The 23,421-nt window shown below is 39.1% G+C and carries 21 protein-coding genes and 1 other annotated feature; all 21 genes read right to left on the bottom strand.

The window, feature by feature from the left end; all coding sequences use genetic code 11:
* Positions 1-2,134 (bottom strand): DNA-directed RNA polymerase subunit beta' (gene rpoC, locus C7N65_RS12220; protein WP_199790695.1); only part of this gene is annotated, 2,134 nt, incomplete at its 3' end.
* A 197-nt stretch (positions 2,135-2,331) separates the two neighbouring features.
* Complete coding sequence (gene rpoB / locus C7N65_RS12225) at positions 2,332-5,883, bottom strand: DNA-directed RNA polymerase subunit beta (RefSeq protein WP_105994721.1); 3,552 nt, start codon at positions 5,881-5,883, stop codon at positions 2,332-2,334.
* 221 nt (positions 5,884-6,104) lie between these two features.
* A complete protein-coding gene (locus C7N65_RS12230; RefSeq protein WP_105994722.1) occupies positions 6,105-6,710 on the bottom strand; it encodes a class I SAM-dependent methyltransferase in 606 nt (201 codons plus the stop codon).
* A 284-nt stretch (positions 6,711-6,994) separates the two neighbouring features.
* Positions 6,995-7,363: a 50S ribosomal protein L7/L12 gene (gene rplL, locus C7N65_RS12235; protein ID WP_002481329.1), complete on the bottom strand. Its 369-nt coding sequence runs from the start codon at positions 7,361-7,363 to the stop codon at positions 6,995-6,997.
* A 44-nt stretch (positions 7,364-7,407) separates the two neighbouring features.
* Complete coding sequence (gene rplJ, locus C7N65_RS12240) at positions 7,408-7,911, bottom strand: 50S ribosomal protein L10 (protein WP_105994723.1); 504 nt, start codon at positions 7,909-7,911, stop codon at positions 7,408-7,410.
* Between the two features lie 47 nt (positions 7,912-7,958).
* Positions 7,959-8,105: a sequence feature (ribosomal protein L10 leader region), on the bottom strand.
* A 142-nt stretch (positions 8,106-8,247) separates the two neighbouring features.
* Complete coding sequence (gene rplA, locus C7N65_RS12245; RefSeq protein WP_105994724.1) at positions 8,248-8,943, bottom strand: 50S ribosomal protein L1; 696 nt, start codon at positions 8,941-8,943, stop codon at positions 8,248-8,250.
* 211 nt (positions 8,944-9,154) lie between these two features.
* Positions 9,155-9,577 (bottom strand): 50S ribosomal protein L11, encoded by a 423-nt coding sequence (rplK, locus tag C7N65_RS12250; protein ID WP_002481326.1) that lies wholly within the window; start codon positions 9,575-9,577, stop codon positions 9,155-9,157.
* Between the two features lie 153 nt (positions 9,578-9,730).
* Positions 9,731-10,279 (bottom strand): transcription termination/antitermination protein NusG, encoded by a 549-nt coding sequence (gene nusG / locus C7N65_RS12255; protein ID WP_012664220.1) that lies wholly within the window; start codon positions 10,277-10,279, stop codon positions 9,731-9,733.
* A gap of 14 nt (positions 10,280-10,293) precedes the next feature.
* On the bottom strand, positions 10,294-10,491 hold the full coding sequence (gene secE / locus C7N65_RS12260; RefSeq protein ID WP_105994725.1) for a preprotein translocase subunit SecE: 198 nt from the start codon (positions 10,489-10,491) through the stop codon (positions 10,294-10,296).
* Between the two features lie 48 nt (positions 10,492-10,539).
* On the bottom strand, positions 10,540-10,683 hold the full coding sequence (rpmG, locus tag C7N65_RS12265; protein WP_105994726.1) for a 50S ribosomal protein L33: 144 nt from the start codon (positions 10,681-10,683) through the stop codon (positions 10,540-10,542).
* 112 nt (positions 10,684-10,795) lie between these two features.
* Positions 10,796-11,371 (bottom strand): RNA polymerase sigma factor, encoded by a 576-nt coding sequence (locus tag C7N65_RS12270; RefSeq protein WP_105994727.1) that lies wholly within the window; start codon positions 11,369-11,371, stop codon positions 10,796-10,798.
* A 77-nt stretch (positions 11,372-11,448) separates the two neighbouring features.
* The gene (locus C7N65_RS12275; RefSeq protein WP_105994728.1) at positions 11,449-11,979 is read right to left on the bottom strand and encodes an NYN domain-containing protein; all 531 of its coding nucleotides are present in this window, start codon (positions 11,977-11,979) and stop codon (positions 11,449-11,451) included.
* Between the two features lie 3 nt (positions 11,980-11,982).
* The gene (gene rlmB, locus C7N65_RS12280) at positions 11,983-12,726 is read right to left on the bottom strand and encodes a 23S rRNA (guanosine(2251)-2'-O)-methyltransferase RlmB (RefSeq protein ID WP_105994745.1); all 744 of its coding nucleotides are present in this window, start codon (positions 12,724-12,726) and stop codon (positions 11,983-11,985) included.
* Positions 12,727-12,731: 5 nt separating this feature from the next.
* Positions 12,732-13,133 carry a Mini-ribonuclease 3 gene (locus C7N65_RS12285; protein WP_232166814.1) on the bottom strand — a complete coding sequence of 134 codons (402 nt, stop codon included), beginning with the start codon at positions 13,131-13,133 and terminating at the stop codon, positions 12,732-12,734.
* A complete protein-coding gene (gene cysS, locus C7N65_RS12290) occupies positions 13,126-14,523 on the bottom strand; it encodes a cysteine--tRNA ligase (RefSeq protein WP_105994729.1) in 1,398 nt (465 codons plus the stop codon). The genes C7N65_RS12285 and cysS overlap by 8 nt, the downstream gene beginning before the upstream one ends.
* Entirely contained in the window at positions 14,507-15,136 is a 630-nt protein-coding gene (cysE, locus tag C7N65_RS12295) for a serine O-acetyltransferase (protein WP_199790696.1), read from the bottom strand. The genes cysS and cysE overlap by 17 nt, the downstream gene beginning before the upstream one ends.
* Positions 15,137-15,436: 300 nt before the next feature.
* On the bottom strand, positions 15,437-16,891 hold the full coding sequence (gltX, locus tag C7N65_RS12300; RefSeq protein ID WP_105994731.1) for a glutamate--tRNA ligase: 1,455 nt from the start codon (positions 16,889-16,891) through the stop codon (positions 15,437-15,439).
* Positions 16,892-17,180: 289 nt separating this feature from the next.
* Positions 17,181-18,245: a PIN/TRAM domain-containing protein gene (locus C7N65_RS12305; RefSeq protein WP_105994732.1), complete on the bottom strand. Its 1,065-nt coding sequence runs from the start codon at positions 18,243-18,245 to the stop codon at positions 17,181-17,183.
* A gap of 29 nt (positions 18,246-18,274) precedes the next feature.
* Entirely contained in the window at positions 18,275-19,645 is a 1,371-nt protein-coding gene (gene radA, locus C7N65_RS12310; protein ID WP_105994733.1) for a DNA repair protein RadA, read from the bottom strand.
* Between the two features lie 290 nt (positions 19,646-19,935).
* The gene (locus C7N65_RS12315; RefSeq protein WP_105994734.1) at positions 19,936-22,401 is read right to left on the bottom strand and encodes an ATP-dependent Clp protease ATP-binding subunit; all 2,466 of its coding nucleotides are present in this window, start codon (positions 22,399-22,401) and stop codon (positions 19,936-19,938) included.
* An 11-nt stretch (positions 22,402-22,412) separates the two neighbouring features.
* A complete protein-coding gene (locus C7N65_RS12320; protein WP_105994735.1) occupies positions 22,413-23,420 on the bottom strand; it encodes a protein arginine kinase in 1,008 nt (335 codons plus the stop codon).
* Position 23,421: the final 1 nt, after the last annotated feature.

Raw genomic sequence — 23,421 nt, forward strand, 5'->3', positions numbered from 1 at the left:
TCAATTTGCCTTGAATTTCATCCTTAGCATCTGTCCAAATTTCAACGACAGCATTATAACGTTCTTCTTCAGTGATTAAACCACGGTTATATTGTTTTTGAACACGTTCAACTAATTTTTCGTGTTCGTCTAAGATTTCTTGTTTATCCGGTAATACCACAATGTCAGATACACCAACAGTGATACCTGCTTTAGAAGAGAATTTGAAACCTAAGTCTTTCATACGGTCAAGCATCATAGAAGTATCAGTAATGCTGAAGCGATTGAACACTTCTGCGATGATATTTCCTAAGAATTTTTTGTTGAACGGATCAACAAGTTCTTGTTCTTCAAAGTATGCTTTCAAGCCGCCTTCGCCTAATTCGCTCGCGCTGACGAAGTATTTATCAGGTGTTTTGTCTTCTAAGTTTGTTTGTGATGGTTCATTAATGTAAGCAAATGAATCCGGAATAATTTCGTTGAAGATTACTTTACCAACTGTTGTTGTAAGAATCTTACTGTTTTGTTCTTCTGTGAACGTAGGGTTATGGAATGAACCTGCGTGTACACCGATACGTGTATGCAAGTGTACGTAACCGTTTTGGTAAGCTTTCAAGACTTCATTAGCGTCATTGAAGATAGCTCCTGTATTCACAGCATCTTCACGCTCTAAAGTAAGGTAATAGTTACCAAGTACCATATCTTGTGATGGTGTAACAACTGGTTTACCGTCTTTAGGGTTCAAGATGTTTTGTGCTGCAAGCATCAACATACGTGCTTCTGCTTGTGCTTCTTTAGATAAAGGTACGTGAACAGCCATTTGGTCACCATCGAAGTCAGCGTTGTACGCTGTTGTAACCAATGGGTGCAGACGAATCGCACGGCCTTCAACCAATGTTGGTTCGAAAGCTTGGATACCTAATCTGTGAAGTGTAGGCGCACGGTTTAAAAGTACTGGGTGTTCTCTGATTACATCTTCTAAAACATCCCATACTTCATCTTCCATACGTTCGATTTTACTTTTCGCATTTTTGATGTTTGTTGCGATTTCGCGTTGAACTAATTCTTTCATTACGAAAGGTTTGAATAATTCTAACGCCATTTCTTTAGGTAATCCGCATTGGTACATTTTCAAGCTTGGACCAACAGCGATAACTGAACGACCAGAGTAGTCAACACGTTTACCTAATAAGTTTTGACGGAAACGACCTTGTTTACCTTTCAACATGTGTGAAAGTGATTTTAATGGACGGTTACCCGGACCAGTAACTGGACGACCGCGACGACCGTTATCGATTAATGCGTCTACTGCTTCTTGCAGCATACGTTTTTCGTTTTGAACGATGATGCCAGGTGCACCTAAATCTAATAAACGTTTCAAACGGTTGTTACGGTTGATGACACGACGGTATAAGTCGTTTAAGTCACTTGTCGCAAAACGTCCGCCGTCTAATTGAACCATTGGACGGATTTCTGGCGGGATAATCGGAAGTACATCCAAAATCATCCATGAAGGTTCGTTACCAGAGTTTCTGAATGATTCAACTACTTCTAAACGTTTGATTGCACGTGTCAATCTTTGGCCAGTAGCTGACTCTAATTCAGTACGCAACTCTTTCAACTCTTCATCCAAGTCAATTTCTGCTAATAGGTCTTTGATACCTTCAGCACCCATTTTTGCTACGAATTGACCAGGGAATTTGTCATAGTAATCTCTGTATTCTGCTTCTGAAAGCAATGATTTTTTCTCAAGACCTGTTGGGCCTGGATCAACCACAACATAAGATGCGAAGTAAATGACTTCTTCTAATGATCTTGGAGACATATCTAATAATAGACCCATACGGCTTGGGATACCTTTGAAGTACCAAATGTGTGATACAGGTGCCGCAAGTTCAATATGGCCCATTCTTTCACGACGTACTTTTGATTTAGTTACTTCAACACCGCAACGGTCACAAACCATACCTTTATAACGTACACGTTTGTACTTACCGCAACTACATTCCCAGTCTTTTGTAGGTCCGAAAATTCTTTCGCAGAACAAACCATCTTTTTCAGGTTTTAAAGTACGATAGTTGATTGTTTCAGGTTTCTTAACTTCACCGTATGACCATGAACGAATCTTTTCAGGTGAAGCAAGGCCGATTTTCATATAATGGAAATTATTTACATCAATCAAGGAGCCTACCTCCTTCAATTTAGATTAGCTGTGCTATTTGATTGATAAATGATCAATAAATTGAAAAATATTAAAGGTGCATAAAGGCAATGCAGTACATTGCCTAATGCTGCCTTATGATATTTGAATTTTAAACATTACGCTATTTGCTTATTGAACATTGAAATATATTAGTCAGTGATTTCTTTTTGAGATTCAGGGATTGAAGATTGTTGGATGTTCACTTTATGTTCGTTCACATCATCATCATCCATATCTGACATTTCAATTTCTTTATCATCTTCATCCATGACTTTAACATCAAGACCTAAACTTTGTAATTCTTTCATCAATACGCGGAATGATTCCGGAACACTTGGTCTAGAGATGTTTTCACCTTTAACGATCGCTTCATAAGTTTTTACACGACCTACAGTGTCATCAGATTTGTAAGTTAGGATTTCTTGCAATGTGTATGCAGCACCATATGCTTCAAGTGCCCATACCTCCATCTCACCGAAACGTTGTCCACCGAATTGAGCTTTACCGCCAAGTGGTTGTTGTGTAACAAGTGAGTATGGTCCAGTTGAACGCGCATGTAATTTGTCGTCAACCATGTGTGCAAGTTTCAACATGTACATTACACCAACAGAAATACGGTTATCGAATGGTTCGCCTGTACGTCCATCATACAATACAGTTTTACCATCTCTTGCCATACCTGCTTCTTCGATTGTAGACCAAACATCATCATCGTTGGCACCATCGAATACTGGTGATGCGACATGAATACCTAAGTTTTTAGCCGCCATACCTAAGTGCAATTCAAGTACTTGTCCGATGTTCATACGTGATGGTACACCTAATGGGTTTAACATGATGTCAATAGGTGTTCCGTCTGGTAAGTAAGGCATATCTTCTTCAGGAACAATCTTAGAGATAACACCTTTGTTACCGTGACGACCGCACATTTTATCCCCAACGTGGATTTTACGTTTTTGAACGATGTAAACACGTACAAGTTGGTTTACACCTGGAGATAATGAATCGTCGCCGTCTTCGCGGTTGAAGACTTTAACATCTAAAACAATACCGCCTGCACCATGTGGTACACGTAATGAAGTATCGCGGACTTCACGTGCTTTTTCACCAAAGATTGCATGTAATAAGCGTTCTTCAGCAGTTAATTCAGTGACACCTTTAGGTGTTACTTTACCAACTAAGATGTCGCCATCTTTAACTTCTGCACCTACATAAACAATACCGCGTTCATCTAGGTTTTTAAGTGCGCTTTCTGCAACGTTCGGGATATCACGTGTGATTTCTTCAGGTCCTAATTTTGTATCACGTGCTTCTGATTCATATTCTTCGATATGAATTGAAGTGTAAACGTCGTCTTTAACAAGACGTTCACTCATGATTACAGCATCCTCGTAGTTATAACCGTCCCATGTCATGAAACCTACAACTACGTTGCGTCCAAGTGCCATCTCGCCAAGTTCCATAGAAGGACCGTCAGCTAAGATTTCGCCTTGTGATACAACATCTCCGACTTTAACAATCGGACGTTGGTTATAACATGTACCTGAGTTAGAACGTTTGAATTTAGCTAATCTATACGTATCTACTTCGCCATCATATTCTTGACCATCTTCTTCAATGATACGGCGAACTTTAATTTCGTTTGATTCAACATGTTCAACACGACCGAAATGTCTGTTGATAACTGCAGCACCTGAGTCGCGTGCAGCAACATGTTCCATACCTGTACCTACAAATGGAGATTCAGGGTTCATCAATGGTACCGCTTGACGCTGCATGTTCGCACCCATTAACGCACGGTTAGAGTCATCGTTTTCTAAGAATGGGATACATGCTGTCGCAGCAGAAACAACTTGTTTAGGAGAAACGTCCATGTAGTCCATTTTCTCTCTATCCATAGTTGTGTTGTTACCACGGAAACGACAAACGATTTCTTCGTCTAAGAAATGACCTTCGTCATCTAAACGAGAGTTCGCTTGGGCAACGACATAACTGTCTTCTTCATCAGCAGTTAAGTAATCGATTTGATCCGTTACCGCATTTTTGTCATGGTCTACTTTACGATATGGTGTTTCGATAAATCCGAATTCGTTAACACGTGCATAACTTGATAACGAGTTGATTAAACCAATGTTCGGACCCTCTGGTGTCTCGATTGGACACATACGGCCATAGTGAGAATAGTGCACGTCACGTACTTCCATTTGGGCACGTTCACGTGTTAAACCACCAGGTCCTAATGCAGATAAACGACGTTTGTGTGTTAATTCTGCTAATGGGTTCGCTTGGTCCATGAATTGTGATAATTGAGAGCTTCCAAAGAATTCTTTGATAGATGCAATTACCGGACGAATGTTGATTAATTGCTGTGGTGTAATTGAATCAGTGTCTTGGATAGACATTCTTTCACGTACCACACGTTCCATTCTTGAAAGACCGATTCTGAATTGGTTTTGCAATAATTCGCCTACTGAACGTAAACGACGGTTGCCTAAGTGGTCAATATCGTCAGTTTGACCTACACCATACAATAAGTTGAAGAAGTAAGACATTGAAGCAACAATATCAGCCGGTGTAATGCATTTAACCTCTGAATCAGGGAATGCGTTGCCGATTACTGTTGTTGTACGGCCTTCTTCATCGTTAGGTACATAGATTTTAATTGATTGTGTTTCAACAGGTTCGTTAACGATGCTGTCATCTAATTCATCTACTTCGATGTTTGCATTAGATTCTAAAACATCCATAATTTCGTCTAGTTTACGACGGTCTAAAACTGTGCCTTCTTCAGCAACAATTTCACCTGTTTCAGTATTAACAATCGGTTCAGCCAATTTTTGGTTGAATAAACGATGTTTTAAATGAAGTTTTTTATTCATTTTATAGCGACCAACACTTGCTAAATCATAGCGTTTTGGATCGAAGAAACGAGAATAAAGCAAGCTTTTCGCGTTTTCTACTGTAGGTGGTTCGCCAGGGCGTAAACGTTCGTAAATTTCTAATAAAGCTTGATCAGTATTTTCAGTACTGTCTTTTTCTAATGTGTTGCGCAAGTATTCATTATCGCCTAATAAATCAATAATTGATTGATCAGTTGAATAGCCTAGCGCGCGTAATAATATAGTTAACGGTAATTTTCTTGTTCTGTCGATACGCACATAAACAATATCTTTTGCATCAGTTTCAAACTCTAACCAAGCACCACGGTTAGGAATAACTGTTGCATCATAGTTTTCGCGACCGTTTTTATCTATTTTTTCATTGAAGTATACGGATGGAGAACGTACTAATTGCGAAACAATAACACGTTCCGCACCATTAATTACGAAAGTACCAGTATCTGTCATTAATGGGAAATCACCCATAAAGACTTCTTGGTCTTTCACTTCTCCTGTTTCTTTGTTAATAAGACGCACTTTGACACGAAGAGGTGCAGCATAAGTTGCGTCGCGGTTCTTAGATTCCTCTAAATCGTATTTCGGTTCACCCAATCTATAATCTACAAATTCTAAAGAAAGGTTGCCTGTGAAGTCTTCGATTGGAGAAATGTCTCTAAACATTTCTAATAAGCCTTCTTTTAAGAACCATTCATAAGATTTAGTTTGAATTTCAATAAGGTTTGGTAATTCTAAAACCTCAGAAATTCTCGCGTAATTTCTACGTTTACGATGTCTTCCATATTGGACAAATTTACCTGCCAAACAGATTCACCCCTCAAAAATTGTTCGAATGTCTCTTACATTATAAAATAAACAAAACGGTAACAAGACAAAAAGAAAACGGCAGCACACCCGATGACACCATTTTCTATTCTGTGTTATTAAAGATTTACTTTGTTATTTTATACGTAAAAGTACACACTTCTTGAACATAAATTTTTACATTCTATAACTATATCAGAAACTCATATGGTTGTCAATGGTTAACGCTTGCTTTTTAAAATATAATACCCTTTCTCTTTAGTCAGGGTTTCAACGTTCCCAAAAACAGCTTCCATTTTCTTTTTCGCTGAAGGCATGCCTTGTTTCTTTTGAATCACAACATACAACTCGCCGTCTGCCTTCAACTTCTCATATGCATCTTCTAAAATACCATGGACCACTGACTTTCCTGCCCTGATTGGCGGATTCGTCACAACCATGTCGCATGAATTGTCCTGAACTTCAGCTAAACCATCGCTCTCTAAAATAGTGACATTATCAATATGGTTCTTTTCACTATTTTCTTTTGCTAGATCCAGTGCACGGTGGTTCACATCCAACATGATAATTTGATGATGCGGTGATACTTTTGCAATCATCAATCCGATTGGGCCATAGCCGCAGCCGACATCAACAATGGTTTTGCTCGGTCCTGGCGGATGTTCTTTTAAGAACGTACGCACAAGCAAATCCGAACCGAAGTCGATTTTTCCTTTTGAAAATACACCGGCATCTGTCACGAGATTCAATTCATTTTGATGATAATGGTATTTAAACGTCTCTTTATGACTTTCAACATTTGGATCCTTGTCATAATAATGACTCATACTTACACCTCATTGCTTCTCTTTAGAAATCATTTGAGCCTGTTTGTTTCATTCTAAATAAAGGCAAGCACACCCTTTACTCTAAGGATACACATAACATCAGTGTTTTGCTATAAATACCTTTTATTCAAAATTGAACTGCACTCATTAGAAAAACCCCGTTAACTCAATAACGGGGTTTTCATTTCTCAAAGAATTCAGGCTGTGAAACGATGTTTCACGATATTAACAATGGTAATTAGCCTCGTTCTCTTTTCATTTAGTTATTGGCTGTTTAAATAGAATTATTTTAATTCTACAGTTGCGCCAACTTCTTCTAATGTTTCTTTAAGTTTTTCAGCTTCTTCTTTAGGTAAAGCTTCTTTGATTACTTTAGGAGCGTTGTCTACTAATTCTTTAGCGTCTTTTAATCCTAAGCCAGTTGCGTCTTTAACAGCTTTAACAACTTTGATTTTTGATGATCCAGCTGAAGTTAACTCAACATCAAATTCAGTTTTTTCTGCTGCTGCGTCTCCGCCGCCTGCTGCACCTGCTGCTGCTACTGGAGCTGCTGCAGTTACACCAAATTCTTCTTCGATTGCTTTTACTAAGTCATTTAATTCTAATACTGACATTTCTTTAATTGCTTCAATGATTTGTTCTTGATTAGCCATTATATATTTCCTCCATTTTTTAAATAATTATTTGTGCGTACTGATTATTCAGCGCTTTCTTCTTCTTTTGATTCGCCAACTGCTTTAACTGCATAAGCGAAGTTGCGTACAGGAGCTTGTAATACAGAAAGTAACATAGATACAAGACCGTCGTGAGATGGTAAAGAACCAACAGTTTTAACTTCTTCTGCTGAGATAACACTACCGTCCATCACGCCTGTTTTAATTTCTAAAGCTTCGTGTTCTTTAGCAAATCCAGCGATAACTTTTGCAGGAGCAACTACGTCTTCAGTAGCTGTTGCAATAGCAGTAGGACCTACTAAGAATTCGTCAATACCTTCAATTCCCGCTTGTTCTGCAGCACGACGTAACATAGTGTTTTTGTAAACTTTGTACTCAACACCTGCTTCACGTAATTGTTTACGTAATTCAGTTACTTCAGCTACTGTTAAACCACGGTAATTTACGATTACTGTTGAAACAGAATTTTTAAGTTGATCAGCGATTTGGTCAACTAATTGTTTTTTAGCTTCAATAATTCCAGACATTTAGACACCTCCATATAAATTTTGTTCGGTGCTTTTTATTTGAGCCTTACCCAATAAAAAAAGCACTTTCACCCCACGGCAAAAAGTGCTTGAAAGTTTCATAGTTCACGTTCAAGTCAATTTTAGCCTCGGTAGGATTATTATTTTAAGTTATTTCTAACTCCTACTGTCTTAGGTAAAATAATCACATCAATAAATATAACTGTTACGATGTAATATGTCAATATGTTTTAAAAAAACTAGAGAAAATATTTTTAAAGTCTTGCAGATATGAATCTATACGATTGGCACTGTGCAACTTTAGCATTTTCTCTAGTTCTTAGTTTCATTTATATATTAAAGTTTGAAGCTTGAAGTATCTACTTTAACACCAGGGCCCATTGTAGTTGACACTGCAACAGACTTGAAGTAAGTACCTTTAGCTGAAGCTGGTTTAGCTTTTGTCAAAACGTCTTGCAACGCTTTGAAGTTTTCAACTAAGTCTTCAGTACTGAATGATACTTTACCGATTGAAGCGTGGACAATACCAGCTTTCTCAGCACGGTATTCTACTTTACCTGCTTTGATTTCTTCAACCGCTTTTTTAACGTCCATTGTTACTGTGCCAGTTTTAGGGTTAGGCATTAAACCTTTAGGTCCTAATACACGACCTAATTTACCAACTTCGCCCATCATGTCCGGTGTAGCTACTACTACATCGAAATCGAACCAGCCTTGTTGGATTTTAGTTGCGTATTCTGATTCGCCTACGTAATCTGCGCCAGCTTCTTGAGCTTCAGTCGCTTTATCACCTTTCGCGAATACTAATACACGTTGAGTTTTACCAGTTCCGTGCGGTAATACTACTGCACCACGGATTTGCTGGTCGTTTTTACGAGTATCGATACCTAAACGGAATGCTACTTCAACAGAAGCATCGAAGTTTGCAACGCTAGTTTCTTTAGCTAAGCTGATTGCATCTTCAACACCGTAATATTCATTACGGTCAACTTTTTTAGCAGCTTCTAGATACTTTTTACCTTTTTTAGCCATTTATATTTTCCTCCTTTAGTGGTTTTAGCGGAATGTCCTCCCACATTACTTGCTATCGCAAGTTAAGAGCAGATGACGCCATAATTGTTCGCAACATGTTTCATTGGATTCACTTATTTGTCATCTGCCGCATTTGTTTCAAGTTTCTAATTGTTATTCGTTTTCGTTTAATAAGTACTCAATTTGTATTGAGCTGCTTATAAGTACGCTATTATTCTACAGTGATACCCATACTACGTGCAGTACCTTCGACAATACGCATTGCCGCTTCAATATCTGCCGCGTTTAAGTCAGGCATTTTTGTTTCAGCGATTTCACGTACTTGATCTTTAGTTACTGTAGCAACTTTGTTTTTGTTAGGTTCACCAGAACCTTTGTCAACGCCAGCTGCTTTTTTAAGTAGTACTGGAGCCGGTGGAGTTTTTGTAATGAATGTAAATGAACGGTCTTCATATACACTGATTTCTACCGGAATGATTAAACCTGCTTGTTCTTGTGTTCTCGCGTTGAATTCTTTACAGAATCCCATAATGTTCACACCTGCTTGACCTAATGCTGGACCAACTGGTGGTGCTGGGTTCGCTTTACCTGCAGGAATTTGCAATTTAACTACTTTTTCTACTTTTTTAGCCACGATGTGCACCTCCTTGATATCGTGATGTGGTCACAGGGCTCAGTTTTGCCCTCCCACTCTTAAAACATTTCGTGACGAAATGGCCGCCTTCTTCCAAAGCACGACCATAATATTATATCATTGAAAAAATGTAAAATCAATACCTGAATTGCATTACAATTTTTCGATTTGATCAAACTCTACTTCTACAGGAGTTTCTCTGCCAAACATATCTACTAATACTGTAAGTTTAAATTTGTCTGCTTCAATCTCTTGTACTTCACCGACTTGGTTGGCAAATGGGCCGGACTTGATACGTACTTGCTCTCCGACTTCGACTTCTACATCGATAGTTTTTTCTTTCATTCCCATTTGTTTCAAAATAAAGCGAACTTCATCCGGCAGCAGCGGGTTAGGTTTTGATCCAGCACCTGCTGAACCGACAAAGCCTGTAACACCTGGTGTATTTCTTACGACATACCAAGACTCATCTGTCATGACTAATTCCACTAATACATAACCAGGGAATGTCTTTTTCGTTAATTTCTTCGCTTTACCGTCTTTAACTTGTGTTTCCTCTTCTTCCGGTATGACAACTCTGAAAATCTGTTCTGTCATATTCATTGATTCAACACGTTTTTCTAAATTTTTCTTAACTTTATTTTCGTAGCCAGAGTAAGTATGCACGGCATACCAACGCTTTGCTCCAACTTCTTCAGACATGCTGTCACTCCTCATTAACTAATTAATTCTATTAATCTACCGATTCCCAAATCTAAGGCATAGAAGAAGATTAAGAAAAATATTACTGTAACAATTACAATAGTTGTATATTTTACGAGTTCTGGTCCAGTCGGCCAGCTCGTCTTCTCCATCTCAGATATAACGCCTTTGAAGAAACTTTCTTTCGGTGTTTTGTTTTTATCTTCAGCCATTGTCGTACCTCCAATTAATCATTAATTTCATCTTGGCCTTAAGAGCAATTACTTCGATTCCTTGTGTATTGTATGCGCATTGCATTTTTTGCAATACTTCTTCAACACGAGTCTTTCTGCAAGGTTGCTGTTTTTTGGTACGGTATAGTTTCTATTGCCGCAAATTTCACAGTTGAGCGGGACTTTCTTCATAATACCTTCACCTTACCTATATTAAATACTCACTAACTATACATAAGAAACCCTCAAATTGTCAAACGTCTAGTGAATTGTACTTTGTATCTATAAGTGTAACGAAATGCACTTAACTATCCAATAATTCATGCATTTTGCGCAGCTTCGTTTTACTTCGGTGCAATGCATTATAAACCGTTTTTTCACTAATGCCCATCGCTTTTGCTGTTTCACTTGGGGAATAATCATCCAACATATATTGTACTACTTCTTGCTCTAATTTGCTTAATTTCTTGCAGCAGTCCATAAGAATTTCTATACGCTCTTTTAAAATAAGCTGTTCTTCTATTGAAGGACGCGCACTGCAGTAAACACTTTTTGCTTCTTCAATTAAGTGATCTTGCTGAAGTTTTAAACGCTCTTGCTTTCGGTAGTAATCATACTTAGATGTTTTGATAAGCCGATTGAAGTAATGCTCGAAGGGTGTCGCTTCGATGATTTTAAAGTGATGAATATTTCTGCTGATTCTTATGGAGATATCTTGCAACAAGTCTTCGCAATCATGCGGTGCAATTGATGTATGCATAACACGCCTGCAAATTTCAGGGTGCAGCTTTTTCAGCAGCTTATGCATTGCTTGTGCATCCTGTGCTTGTACAAGTTGTATTAAAGGGACAATGTCTTGAGGAAATGGAGTTTTCTGCATCGCTGTAAGTTCTATCCTTTCATAAAAGTGAACTTATCATAGCGGACTGCTTATCAAATAAGCAAGATACAGAAAACTTATTTTTCATTGTCTCCTCTTCTGATTTTTTCAAATTCTGATAACACTTCGTCAGAAAGCTGAATACGTGTACGCGGTTTGTTATTATTGAACGTCTTCATGGTCGAACTGACACTTGCTTCGCTTAATTTGATGTTTTGCCACATTTCTCTGGATGAAATACGGTATGCACCTGTTCCGAATATAGCGTGCTGTTCGCTCAGATCACTCGTCACAACCGCAATATGGGTTGTATGTTTGTCATATAACCCATATACAAAGCGCTCAATAAAGCTGTCAGCTGTTTCGTTTTCTTTCGTAAATATCGTTCTTACACCATGATAATAGAACTCGCTTTCAGTACCTTCTTGTTCATATGCATCAAAAACACAAATGACTTCGTCTGCCACAGTCGCATTGTAATTACCAATGGCCAGTAATAACTTCTCTCTTGCTTCTTCTAAATTTTCTTTTGCAAGATTAGACAAAGCCGTACTGTGGCCAATCATATTGTAGCCGTCGATGATTAGATAACGGTCCTTATTCTTCATAACTTACTCTCCAACCGGATGACGTTTGCGATAAATTTCGTACATCATCAAACTTGCCGCTACAGATGCATTTAAGCTGTTGATATGCCCTACCATTGGTATTTTAATATAAAAGTCGCATTTTTCTTTGACAAGACGGCTCATGCCATGACCTTCATTGCCGATTACAATTGCGATTGGCATATCTGCACTCATTTGACGGTAGTCTGTTGCGTTATCAGCTGCAGTTCCGGCAATCCAATAGCCTTCTTCTTTCAATTTATCCATTGTTTGGGCTAAATTGGTAACACGTGTGACCGGTATATGCTGAATCGCACCTGCAGATGCCTTAGCTACTGTTTGTGTTAAGGCCACTGAACGGCGTTTAGGAATAATAACACCGTCTACCCCGGCCGCATCTGCGGTTCTTAGAATCGATCCTAGATTATGCGGATCTTCCAGTCCGTCTAACAACATTAAAGTCGGCAGATGATCTTGTGCTTTCAACTTTGCTAACAAGTCATCCAGCTCAACATATTCATAGGGCGCAACGAGTGCCGCAACACCTTGGTGCGGTGCTTCAGCTAATCCGTCTAATTTCGTTTTTGGTACGGTTTGCACGATTAATTTTTGCTTTTTTGCATTTTTTAAGATTTCATCAAGTTGTTGCTTTTTCACACCATCTTGAATCAGAATCTTATTGATTGGATGCCCAGAAGTAATCGCTTCTTTAACGGCATGTCTTCCTACAATCACTGAATCTTCCACATCCATCACACCCTTTCTTCTACTTCAGATACAATACGACAAAGCAAAGCTTCAAGGCGCTCTGTACGGCCTTCTAGGTATAAGAAACCGATAACAGCTTCCAGCCCTGAACTTTTGCGGTAAGTCTGAATATCTGTATTTTTTGCTTTGGTATGGCTTTTCGCATTGCGGCCTCTGCGGACAATTTCCAACTCTTCTTCAGTCAGCCACTCTGCTTCGATTAAGCTTTCCAACGTCAGCGCTTGGCTTTTAGCCGAAACAAAACGTTTAGCCTGCTGATGCAAACGATTAGGTTTAGCACGCAGCTTTAAGATAATGTGCTGTCTGACATATTGGTCTAAAACTGCATCCCCCATATATGCGAGTGATAAGGGGTTCAGCAGTTTAATATTTTGCGCGTTATCCACGTTTGAATCTCACACCTTGCGGCGTATCTTCAAGAATAATATTTTTTGCTTTTAATTCATCGCGGATTTCATCAGCACGCGCATAATCTTTATTTTTTCGTGCTTCATTGCGTTCTTCGATTAATGCTTCGATTTCTTCATCTAACAATTCTTCTTGTTTGCCTTTTAATGGTACACCTAAGACATCGCTGAAGATTTGGAAGACTTCTTTGAAACGTTCTATGACTTTTTTAGATGTCGTATTTTCCATGACATATTTATTCGCTAATTTTGCTAAGTCATACCAAGTTGTAATCGCGTTCGCTGTGTTGAAGTCATCGTCCATTACTGTTTCAAATTGTTCTAACAATGCATCCACTTGTTCGATATATTCTGATTGATCTTCGATATCAGATGCAATCACTTCTCTTTCTTCTAAAGCTTGATAACTATTGCGGATACGTTCTAATCCTGCTTTCGCTGATTCTACTAACTCCATATTGTAGTTGATTGGACTTCGGTAATGTACGCTGATCATGAAGAAACGCAGTACATCCGGGTCTACTTCTTTAATAATGTCATGTACTAATACGAAGTTGCCTAATGATTTACTCATTTTTTCATTGTTAATATTGATGAAACCATTATGCATCCAATAGTTCGCAAAAGGCGCATGGTTATGTGCTTCAGATTGTGCGATTTCATTTTCGTGGTGAGGGAACTGCAAGTCGCTGCCCCCTGCGTGGATATCGATTGTTTCGCCTAATTCATTGTATGCCATAACAGAGCATTCGATATGCCAGCCTGGACGACCTTTGCCGAACGGACTGTCCCAACTGATTTCGCCCGGTTTCGCTTTTTTCCACAATGTGAAGTCTAACGCATCTTCTTTTTGCTCGCCGGATTCAATACGAGCACCGACTTTTAAGTCATCAATAGATTGGTGACTGAGTTTGCCATAGCCTTCGAACTTGCGTGTTCTGAAGTATACATCGCCTTCACTTTCATAAGCATAACCTTGGTCCACAAGGTTTTGAATAAATTGGATGATATCATCCATATGATTCATAACACGCGGATTAGATGTTGCTTTTTTAACGTTCAATGCACCTGTATCTTCGTAGAATGCTTTAATATAACGGTCTGCGATTTCAGGCACACTTTCGTTTAATTCTTTTGAACGTTTGATTAATTTGTCATCCACATCCGTGAAGTTAGATACATAGTTTACATCGTAGCCTTTATATTCAAAGTAACGGCGGACTACGTCGTAGTTGATAGCTGGACGCGCATTCCCGATATGAATATAGTTGTAAACCGTCGGACCGCAGACATACATTTTAACTTTGCCTTCTTCTAAAGGTTTAAACGGTTCTTTTTGTCTTGTTAATGTATTATATAATGTAATCATCTTGAATCTCTCCATTCTTAACTTGCTCTAGTTGTTTCTCTAATTGTTTCATTTGTTCGTAGATTGGGTCTGGTAAGTTGAGATGGTCGAAGTTTTTACCAATACGTTTGCCATGTTGTTTTACAATATGGCCAGGAATACCGACTACCGTTGAATAACTTGGTACGTTCGTTAATACCACTGAGTTTGCGCCGATATTGACGTTTGAATCTACTTTGATATTGCCTAAAATTTTTGAACCCGCTGCAATCAACACGTTATCTCCGATATCAGGGTGGCGTTTACCCTTCTCTTTACCTGTACCGCCGAGTGTGACACCTTGGTAAATTGTTACGTTATCGCCAATTGTACAAGTTTCGCCGATAACCACTCCCATACCATGGTCAATAAATAAACGTTTACCTATTTTGGCACCGGGGTGAATTTCAATCCCAGTGAAAAAGCGTGATACTTGTGAAATAATACGTGCAGCAACGTAGTGCTTTTTATTATAAAGTTTGTGTGCAAGCAAGTGATTCCATACTGCATGCAATCCTGCATAAGTTGTCACAACCTCAAATGACGTCTTAGCCGCAGGATCTTGTTCGAATACCATTTTTATATCGTCTCTCATTCTTTTAAACAAGTTATTCCCCTCCTATATATAACGAAAGCACCTCTAACAACTTAATGTCAGAGGTGCTTCGCACGGTTCCACTCTTCTTCAGTATGCGTGATACAAATGTTTCAAGACATACTCTCTCAAATCCCGTATTTATCATTGTCTGAACCAAGGTGCATTCAATAACGCTCAAGATGTGCTCGCAGCAGCCGCACACTCTCTGGACTTGAAACTTTATCTACTAATCCTCAGTAATTACTTCTAATAATAGGTGGTTTGCGTTGAAAATTCAAGCAGTGTCCCCCATCGAAATTATAGATATTTTTTTAAACGGTTCAGTACTTTTTCTTTACCTAATACTTCAATCGTATTCGGTAATTCCGGACCATGCATTGATCCTGTTACTGCAACACGAATCGGCATAAATAATTGTTTGCCTTTAATACCTGTTTCTTTTTGAACTTCTTTGATTGTTTTTTTGATTTCAGCCGCTTCAAATGGTTCTAGCGCTTCTAACTTACCGTATAAATGTTCAATAAGTTCTGGCACTTGTTCACCGTTGATAACTTCTTGTTCTTCTTCGCCTAACTCGATTTCGTCTCTGAAGAAGATTTCAGAAAGCGGTACGATTTCACCTGCATAGCTCATTTCTTTTTGGTATAAACCGATTAATTTGCGACCCCAGTCTAAATCTTTTTCAGATGGTGATTCTGGAATCAAACCTGCATTAATTAAATGCGGCAATGCAAGTTCGAAGACTGTTTCTGAGTCTTTTTGTTTCATGTATTGGTTGTTCACCCAAGCTAATTTTTTCTTATCGAAGAATGCTGGTGATTTTTGTAAACGATTTTCATCGAATAATTTAATAAATTCTTCTCTAGAGAAGATTTCTTCTTCGCCTTCAGGTGACCAGCCAAGCAATGTAATGAAGTTGAATAATGCTTCTGGCAAGTAGCCTAAGTCGCGATATTGTTCGATGAATTGAAGGATTTGACCATCACGTTTACTTAATTTTTTACGTTGTTCGTTCACGATTAATGAAATGTGGCCGAAACGCGGCGGTTCCCAACCGAATGCTTCATAAATCATTAATTGTTTAGGTGTGTTTGAAACATGGTCATCACCGCGGATAACGTCAGAGATTTCCATGTAGTGGTCATCTGCAGCTACTGCGAAGTTGTAAGTCGGAACACCGTCTTTTTTCACAATAACCCAGTCGCCGATGTTGTCTGATTCAAATGATACTTCGCCTTTAACCATATCATCGAATTTATAGACTTTGCCTTTTGGTACACGGAAACGAATTGCCGGAAGACGTCCTTCTGCTTCGAATGCTTCTCTTTCTTCTTGTGTTAAATGAGCATGTTTACCTGCATAGCGCGGTGTTTCTCCGCGTGCAATTTGGCCTTCGCGTTCCGCTTCTAATTCTTCTTCAGTCATATAGCATTTATATGCTTTATCTTCTGCTAATAATTGTTCTACTAAAGGATCGTAGAATTTACCACGTTCAGATTGACGATACGGACCATAACCATTGTCTTTATCAACAGATTCGTCCCAATCAAGACCTAACCATTTCAAGTTGCTGAATTGTGAAGATTCGCCGTCTTCTAAGTTACGTTTTTTATCCGTATCCTCAATACGTACAATAAAGTCTCCATCATAATGTTTAGCAAATAAATAGTTGAATAGTGCTGTTCTAGCGTTTCCGATATGCAAGTAACCTGTTGGACTCGGTGCATATCTGACTCTTACGCGATCACTCATTATTTCGTTCACTCCTGTATTTTTAGATTATTAAAAAGAAAGCGGCAAAATGTCCGTACATTTTTATACTTCCTTTTGAGATAGTGATTAATCAGAAAATGCGTGATTATCGTTTGCAAGACAAGGTCAAAAACCTGTGTATCGGCATGACTTTGACTGACAAGAAATAGCCAGGCAATTCTGTACCCATTCTTACTTATTGTAGCATTACGAGCCGTATTTGGTAAGCCCATTGCTTCAACAAAACGCCTGTAAATACATCCTTGTTCCATGTGAAACAATAAACAAACTAGCGTTTCATCAATTTCGCAAAGACGATACGTCCTGATGATGTTTGCAGAATGCTTGTGATTTCAATATCGACATGTTGGCCGACTAATGTTTTAGCATCATCAATTACCACCATTGTGCCATCCTCTAAATAGCCGACACCTTGTCCCGGCTCTTTACCCATTTTCGTCAATAAGAGGTTGATTTGATCGCCTTGACGTACAGTAGGCTTCACTGCTTCTGACAAGTCGTTGACATTCAGTACTTTAATGCCTTGCACACGTGAAATTTTATTTAAATTAAAGTCTGTTGTAATCAAGTCTGCTTTGTATTTATGTGCCAGTTTAATCAATAAAGCGTCGATATCATTATATGATTTTTGCGGATGCACTACTTGTGAAGGATGATCTGCGTCATGAATTTTATTCAAGATATCCAAGCCTCTTTGGCCTTTCTCTCTTTTGACGCTGTCTGTCGAATCTGCGACCACTTGCAGCTCATTGATTACACCTTGAGGAATCAAAATTTCACCGTCTAAGAAACCGCATTGAATCACATCTAAAATTCTGCCGTCGATCACAGCGCTGGTATCGATAATTTTCGGTGTTGCGCGCAGTGCGTTCATAGAAGCTGAACGTGCCATCTTTTCTGGCAGGAATGCTAACATCTCATCCCTTTTCTTCAAGCCGAACTGGAATCCTAAATAACTTAAAAAGACTGTAATGATAATAGGTAGGACATGAAGGAACAGTGATGAACCTATAATATTTAAAATAAAGGCAATCATTACAGAAATAAAAAGCCCCATAATCAATCCAATCGCCGCAAAAAGAATTTCAACAGCACTGTGACGCATAATAAACCCTTCTAATCGGCGCAGTGTCCGCGTGATTTTCGGTATTAACAAACCGAAAATGATAAAGAAACCGATAATTCCTAATACTGCTGCGATATACTTGTTGGTCAGCCATGGATACGTATGTACCAAATTCGTATCTTTCGCAATATCAGGAATAATCAAAATGCCTAAGCTGATTCCCAAAATGAAATAGCTTACGATGACAATTGTCTTTATAATATTCATCTGATAGCCCCCTTTCTTTATATTTGGTATCAGCTTTTCATCAATGCAAAATTCAATGCTTCATGCACACTGGTTACACCGATGACTTGAATATTGTCAGGGAAATCCCAACCTCCTATATTTGTTTTAGGAATAATAACACGTTTAAATCCGAGTTTCGCTGCCTCTTGCACACGTTGTTCAATACGTGATACGCGACGTACTTCACCCGTTAAACCAACCTCACCGACAAAGCAATCCATACCATTGACTGGCTGGTCTTTGAAGCTGGATGCGACTGCTGCGATGATAGCCAAGTCGACTGCAGGTTCTGTCAGACGTACACCGCCCGCCACTTTAACGTACGCATCTTGCTGCTGAAGCAGGTAGCTTTCTTTCTTCTCTAAGACCGCCATCAGCAAGTTCAAGCGGTTATGATCAATCCCTGTCGCCATACGTCTTGGGTTATTGAATGTCGTCGGTGTGACTAAGGCTTGTACTTCAATTAATAAAGGACGTGTTCCTTCCATAGTCGGCACAATCGTTGAACCCGCAACATTCGTTGAGCGTTCTTCTAAGAACATTTCTGAAGGGTTTTTGACTCCTTTTAAACCACTGTGTTTCATTTCGAAAATACCCATTTCATTGGTCGAGCCGAAACGGTTTTTCACTGCACGCAAAATTCTGTATGCATGGTGCTCATCCCCTTCGAAGTATAAGACGGTATCCACCATATGTTCTAATAAACGCGGTCCAGCAATTTGACCTTCTTTGGTCACATGACCCACGATAAATGTCGCAATGTTCATCTGTTTTGCGATTCCCATCAAGATTTGCGTACTTTCTCTGACTTGCGATACTGAACCTGGTGCTGAACTGATATCAGGATGATAGACGGTTTGAATAGAGTCTACTACGACTAAATCAGGCTGTGTTTGTTTAACAGCCTCTTTAATCACTTCCAAATCCGTTTCCGCAAATACATTCAATTGACTTGAATCTTCTTCTAAACGATCTGCACGCAATTTCGTTTGGTTCAGTGATTCCTCACCGGTAATATATAATACTTTCTTATTTTGAGATAATGCAGAACAAATCTGCAGCAGCAATGTAGATTTCCCGATACCCGGGTCGCCGCCGATAAGCACCAGCGAACCTTGTACAATGCCTCCGCCCAAGACACGATCAAATTCAGACGAGCTCGTGTGGATACGCGGTGTCGTTTCATGCTGCACTTGATTTAATTTTGTTACTTTAGCTGTTTGTTCGCGTGTACGCATCCCTCTACCACTGGGTGCTTCTTTTTGAGAGATTACCTCTTCCATTTGGTTCCAAGCTCCGCAATTCGGGCATTTTCCCATCCATTTCGGTGATTGGTAACCACAAGCCATACACTCGAATGTCACTTTCTTTTTCGCCAAATTTACACCACCTATTTTTATGTGAAAAACATATCTATTTTACCGCTTTATGCATTTAAATACTATTAATGATTGCTTTACTATTTTATACCTGAACCCTGTCTGCTCACAATCATAAATAGTATGATTTAAAATAATCATATCAGATTTCTTTGCGGTCACATATTATAACACCTTTAACCTATTATAACCTCAAAATATAAAAAGACTCCCTTTAAGCAGCACTGATTTCAGGTGCTGCTTCAAAAGGAGCCTTTGCTCAACAAATACTGATATTACTTCAACATCGCTTATGCTTTTGTTGCTGTAGTTTCAGTTTCATCTGTTTTGCGATCATTAATATTATATTCGAATTTTTCACCGTTATGGTCCACTACAACATCTTTGCCTTCTAATTGGTTGCCGTCTAAGATCAATTCACTTAAGTTATCTTCAACTGTTTTTTGAATTGCTCTGATTAATGGACGTGCACCATATTGAGGGTCGTAACCTTCTTCAGCAATTTTTTCTTTCGCTGCTTCAGTTACTTCGATATTGATATCTTGTTCAGATAAACGATCTGTAAGCTGGTTGACCATTTTCGTAACGATTTCTTTCAATTCAGCTTTATCAAGTTTGTGGAAGACAATGATATCATCGACACGGTTTAAGAACTCTGGGCGGAATGCATTTTTCAATTCTTTCAACATTGTGCTGCGGATTGTTTCATAGTCCGCACCTTCATCATTACCGCCGCCGAAACCAGCAAAGCGTTGATCTTGAAGTTCTTGTGCGCCGACGTTAGAAGTCATGATAATCACTGTATTGCGGAAGTCTACACGACGTCCTTTTGTATCTGTTAAGAAACCATCATCTAATACTTGAAGCATGATGTTGAATACGTCAGGGTGTGCTTTTTCGACTTCGTCGAATAAGATAACTGAGTATGGTTTGCGTCTTACTTTTTCAGTTAATTGACCGCCGTCATCATGACCTACATAGCCCGGAGGCGCTCCGACTAAACGACTCACTGCGTGTTTTTCCATGAATTCACTCATGTCGACACGAATCATTGCATCTTCGTCGCCGAACATTGATTCTGCTAATGCGCGTGCTAATTCAGTTTTACCTACACCTGTCGGTCCTAAGAAAATGAAGCTTCCGATTGGACGTTTAGGATCTTTAAGACCTGCACGTGCACGACGTACTGCTTTACTGATTGAAGTAACAGCATCTTTTTGACCAATTACACGTTTGTGCAATGTGTCTTCTAAGTTAAGCAGACGTTCAGATTCTGTTTCGTTCAAGCGTGTTAATGGAATGCCTGTCCATCCGGCAATAACTTCAGCGATATCGTTTTCTGTTAATGATGTGTTAGAACCGCCTTGCGCATTTTTCCATTCATTTTTCGCTTCTTCATATTGTTTTTCTAATTTTGTTTGTTTATCTCGAAGGTTCGCAGCGTTTTCGAATTCTTGTGAATGTACTGCTGCGTCTTTTTCATTTTTAACTTTTTCAATTTCTTGTTCGATTTCTTTCAAGTTTGAAGGTGTCGTATGACTTTTCAGTCTTACTTTTGAACTTGCTTCATCGATTAAATCGATTGCTTTGTCTGGTAAGAAACGATCTGAAACATAACGGTCGCTTAAACGCGCAGCTGCTTCAACCGCTTCGTCAGAAATATTAATACGGTGATGTGCTTCGTAACGATCACGTAAACCTTTTAAGATAGCAATTGTATCTTCAACTGTCGGTTCATCGACTTGTACAGGTTGGAAACGACGTTCTAACGCTGCATCTTTTTCAATGTGTTTACGGTATTCATCTAATGTTGTTGCACCGATTGCTTGCAGTTCACCGCGTGCTAATGCTGGTTTTAAGATGTTTGAAGCATCAATGGCACCTTCAGCACCACCGGCACCGATTAATGTGTGCAATTCATCGATGAATAAGATAACGTTGCCTGCTTGGTGAATTTCTTCCATAACTTTTTTCAATCTTTCTTCGAATTCACCGCGGTATTTTGTACCGGCAACAACTGTACCCATATCAAGTGACATTACACGTTTGCCTTTTAATGTTTCTGGTACTTCATTATTTACGATGGCTTGTGCTAAACCTTCAGCAATTGCTGTTTTACCTACCCCAGGTTCACCAATCAATACTGGGTTGTTTTTAGTACGGCGGCTTAATACTTCAATGACACGTGTAATTTCTTTATCGCGTCCGACAACCGGATCTAATGTGCCGTCTTTTGCGATGACTGTTAAGTCGCGTGCCAAGCCGTCTAACGTAGGTGTGTTGTTTGATTTAGCAGCTTGTGCATTTTTATTGCTCATTTCAGGACTGCCAAGTGCTTTAACCACTTGTGCGCGTGCTTTTGTAATATTTAAATCCAAGTTTGCGAATACACGTGCAGCTACACCTTCGTTTTCGCGGATTAAACCAAGCAGGATATGCTCTGTTCCGACGAAGTTATGGTGTAATTTGCGTGCTTCGTCCATTGAAAGTTCAATGACTTTCTTAGCTCTTGGTGTATAGTGCAATGTACCGATTTGTTCTTGGCCTTGACCGATCAGTTTTTCAACTTCTGATACAACCAAGTCTTCTGTAATACCGAAACTTTCTAATACTTTTGCTGCAATACCCTCAGGTTCTTTCATTAATCCAAGCAGCAAGTGTTCCGTTCCGATATTTGAGTGATTCAAACGAATCGCTTCTTCTTGTGCATGTGCTAATACACGTTGTGCACGTTCTGTTAATCTGCCGAATAACATAGCAAAACCTCCTATTTTATATGTTCTCTGATTACATTTGCTCTTTGTTCTTTAATTGAAATTCGATTATTTTCGTCTATTAAGAATGGCGATTGAATTGCGACCATCATTTGGTTGAAATTAAAGTCAGGCAATTCATCAATGTAGCCTAAATCAATACCTAATTTGACTTCGCTCAAACGCGTTGATGCTTCTTCCATAGAAATCATACGGCTATAACGCAGCAGACCCAGTGAACGGTAAATGCGGTCTTGCATTTCAATAAGACTGTGATAGTCTAATTGCTTGCGAATCTGCATTTCTTCAGCAATAATCTGCTGAACAATTTCTGTTAGAGTTTCAATAATTTGTTCTTCCGTTCTTCCCAAGGTCAACTGGTTTGAAACTTGATAGATGTGTCCGTACACTTGAGAACCTTCTCCGAAAATACCGCGGATTGTAAAGCCGAAACGATTAATTGTTTGTGCAATACGATTCATGCGTTTCATAATCGAAAGTCCCGGCAAGTGCAGCATGACACTCGCACGCATCCCTGTTCCGATGTTTGTCGGACAAGTTGTTAGATAGCCGAGTTGTTCATCGAAACTGATATCTAAAGCGCGATCAAGCCGATTATCTATTTCTGAAGCGCTTTGATATAAGCGTTCTAAGTCCATATCTGAACTCATTGTCTGTATTCTGATATGATCTTCTTCATTTACCATTATGCTTAATGATTCATCTTCATTCAACAATACTGCTGAAGCCGGCTGCTCTATCAGTTCTTTGCTGATGAGATGTTTGGCAACTAATTTCAGTTTATCTGTCTGCTCAATCATTTGAAGGTTGATAACTTTCAAATCCGGCAAAGCATCTTGTACTTCGTTGATGACTTTTTGTCCTTCAACATCTGAAGTAAACATTAAGGGATGAACATGATTATTCAAGTTTCTGGCAAGTCGAATACGTGAAGACATCACCACTGGTGTTGCAGCGTCTTGCTGCATCCAATTACTCATGTACATTGAATGTTCGCTCATG

The sequence above is a fragment of the Staphylococcus simulans genome (genome assembly GCF_002994445.1).
Classification (GTDB): domain Bacteria; phylum Bacillota; class Bacilli; order Staphylococcales; family Staphylococcaceae; genus Staphylococcus; species Staphylococcus simulans_B.

Coding starts and splice junctions, on each gene's coding strand:
- cysE (WP_199790696.1), bottom strand. CDS start 15,136: ATGAGAGACGATATAAAAATGGTATTCGAACAAGATCCTGCGGCTAAG.
- rpmG (WP_105994726.1), bottom strand. CDS start 10,683: ATGAAGAAAGTCCCGCTCAACTGTGAAATTTGCGGCAATAGAAACTAT.
- rplL (WP_002481329.1), bottom strand. CDS start 7,363: ATGGCTAATCAAGAACAAATCATTGAAGCAATTAAAGAAATGTCAGTA.
- C7N65_RS12320 (WP_105994735.1), bottom strand. CDS start 23,420: ATGAGCGAACATTCAATGTACATGAGTAATTGGATGCAGCAAGACGCT.
- rplA (WP_105994724.1), bottom strand. CDS start 8,943: ATGGCTAAAAAAGGTAAAAAGTATCTAGAAGCTGCTAAAAAAGTTGAC.
- rplJ (WP_105994723.1), bottom strand. CDS start 7,911: ATGTCTGGAATTATTGAAGCTAAAAAACAATTAGTTGACCAAATCGCT.
- cysS (WP_105994729.1), bottom strand. CDS start 14,523: ATGATTACATTATATAATACATTAACAAGACAAAAAGAACCGTTTAAA.
- C7N65_RS12305 (WP_105994732.1), bottom strand. CDS start 18,245: ATGAATATTATAAAGACAATTGTCATCGTAAGCTATTTCATTTTGGGA.
- gltX (WP_105994731.1), bottom strand. CDS start 16,891: ATGAGTGATCGCGTAAGAGTCAGATATGCACCGAGTCCAACAGGTTAC.
- C7N65_RS12275 (WP_105994728.1), bottom strand. CDS start 11,979: ATGAAGAATAAGGACCGTTATCTAATCATCGACGGCTACAATATGATT.
- C7N65_RS12315 (WP_105994734.1), bottom strand. CDS start 22,401: ATGTTATTCGGCAGATTAACAGAACGTGCACAACGTGTATTAGCACAT.
- C7N65_RS12230 (WP_105994722.1), bottom strand. CDS start 6,710: ATGAGTCATTATTATGACAAGGATCCAAATGTTGAAAGTCATAAAGAG.
- C7N65_RS12270 (WP_105994727.1), bottom strand. CDS start 11,371: ATGCAGAAAACTCCATTTCCTCAAGACATTGTCCCTTTAATACAACTT.
- nusG (WP_012664220.1), bottom strand. CDS start 10,279: ATGTCTGAAGAAGTTGGAGCAAAGCGTTGGTATGCCGTGCATACTTAC.
- secE (WP_105994725.1), bottom strand. CDS start 10,491: ATGGCTGAAGATAAAAACAAAACACCGAAAGAAAGTTTCTTCAAAGGC.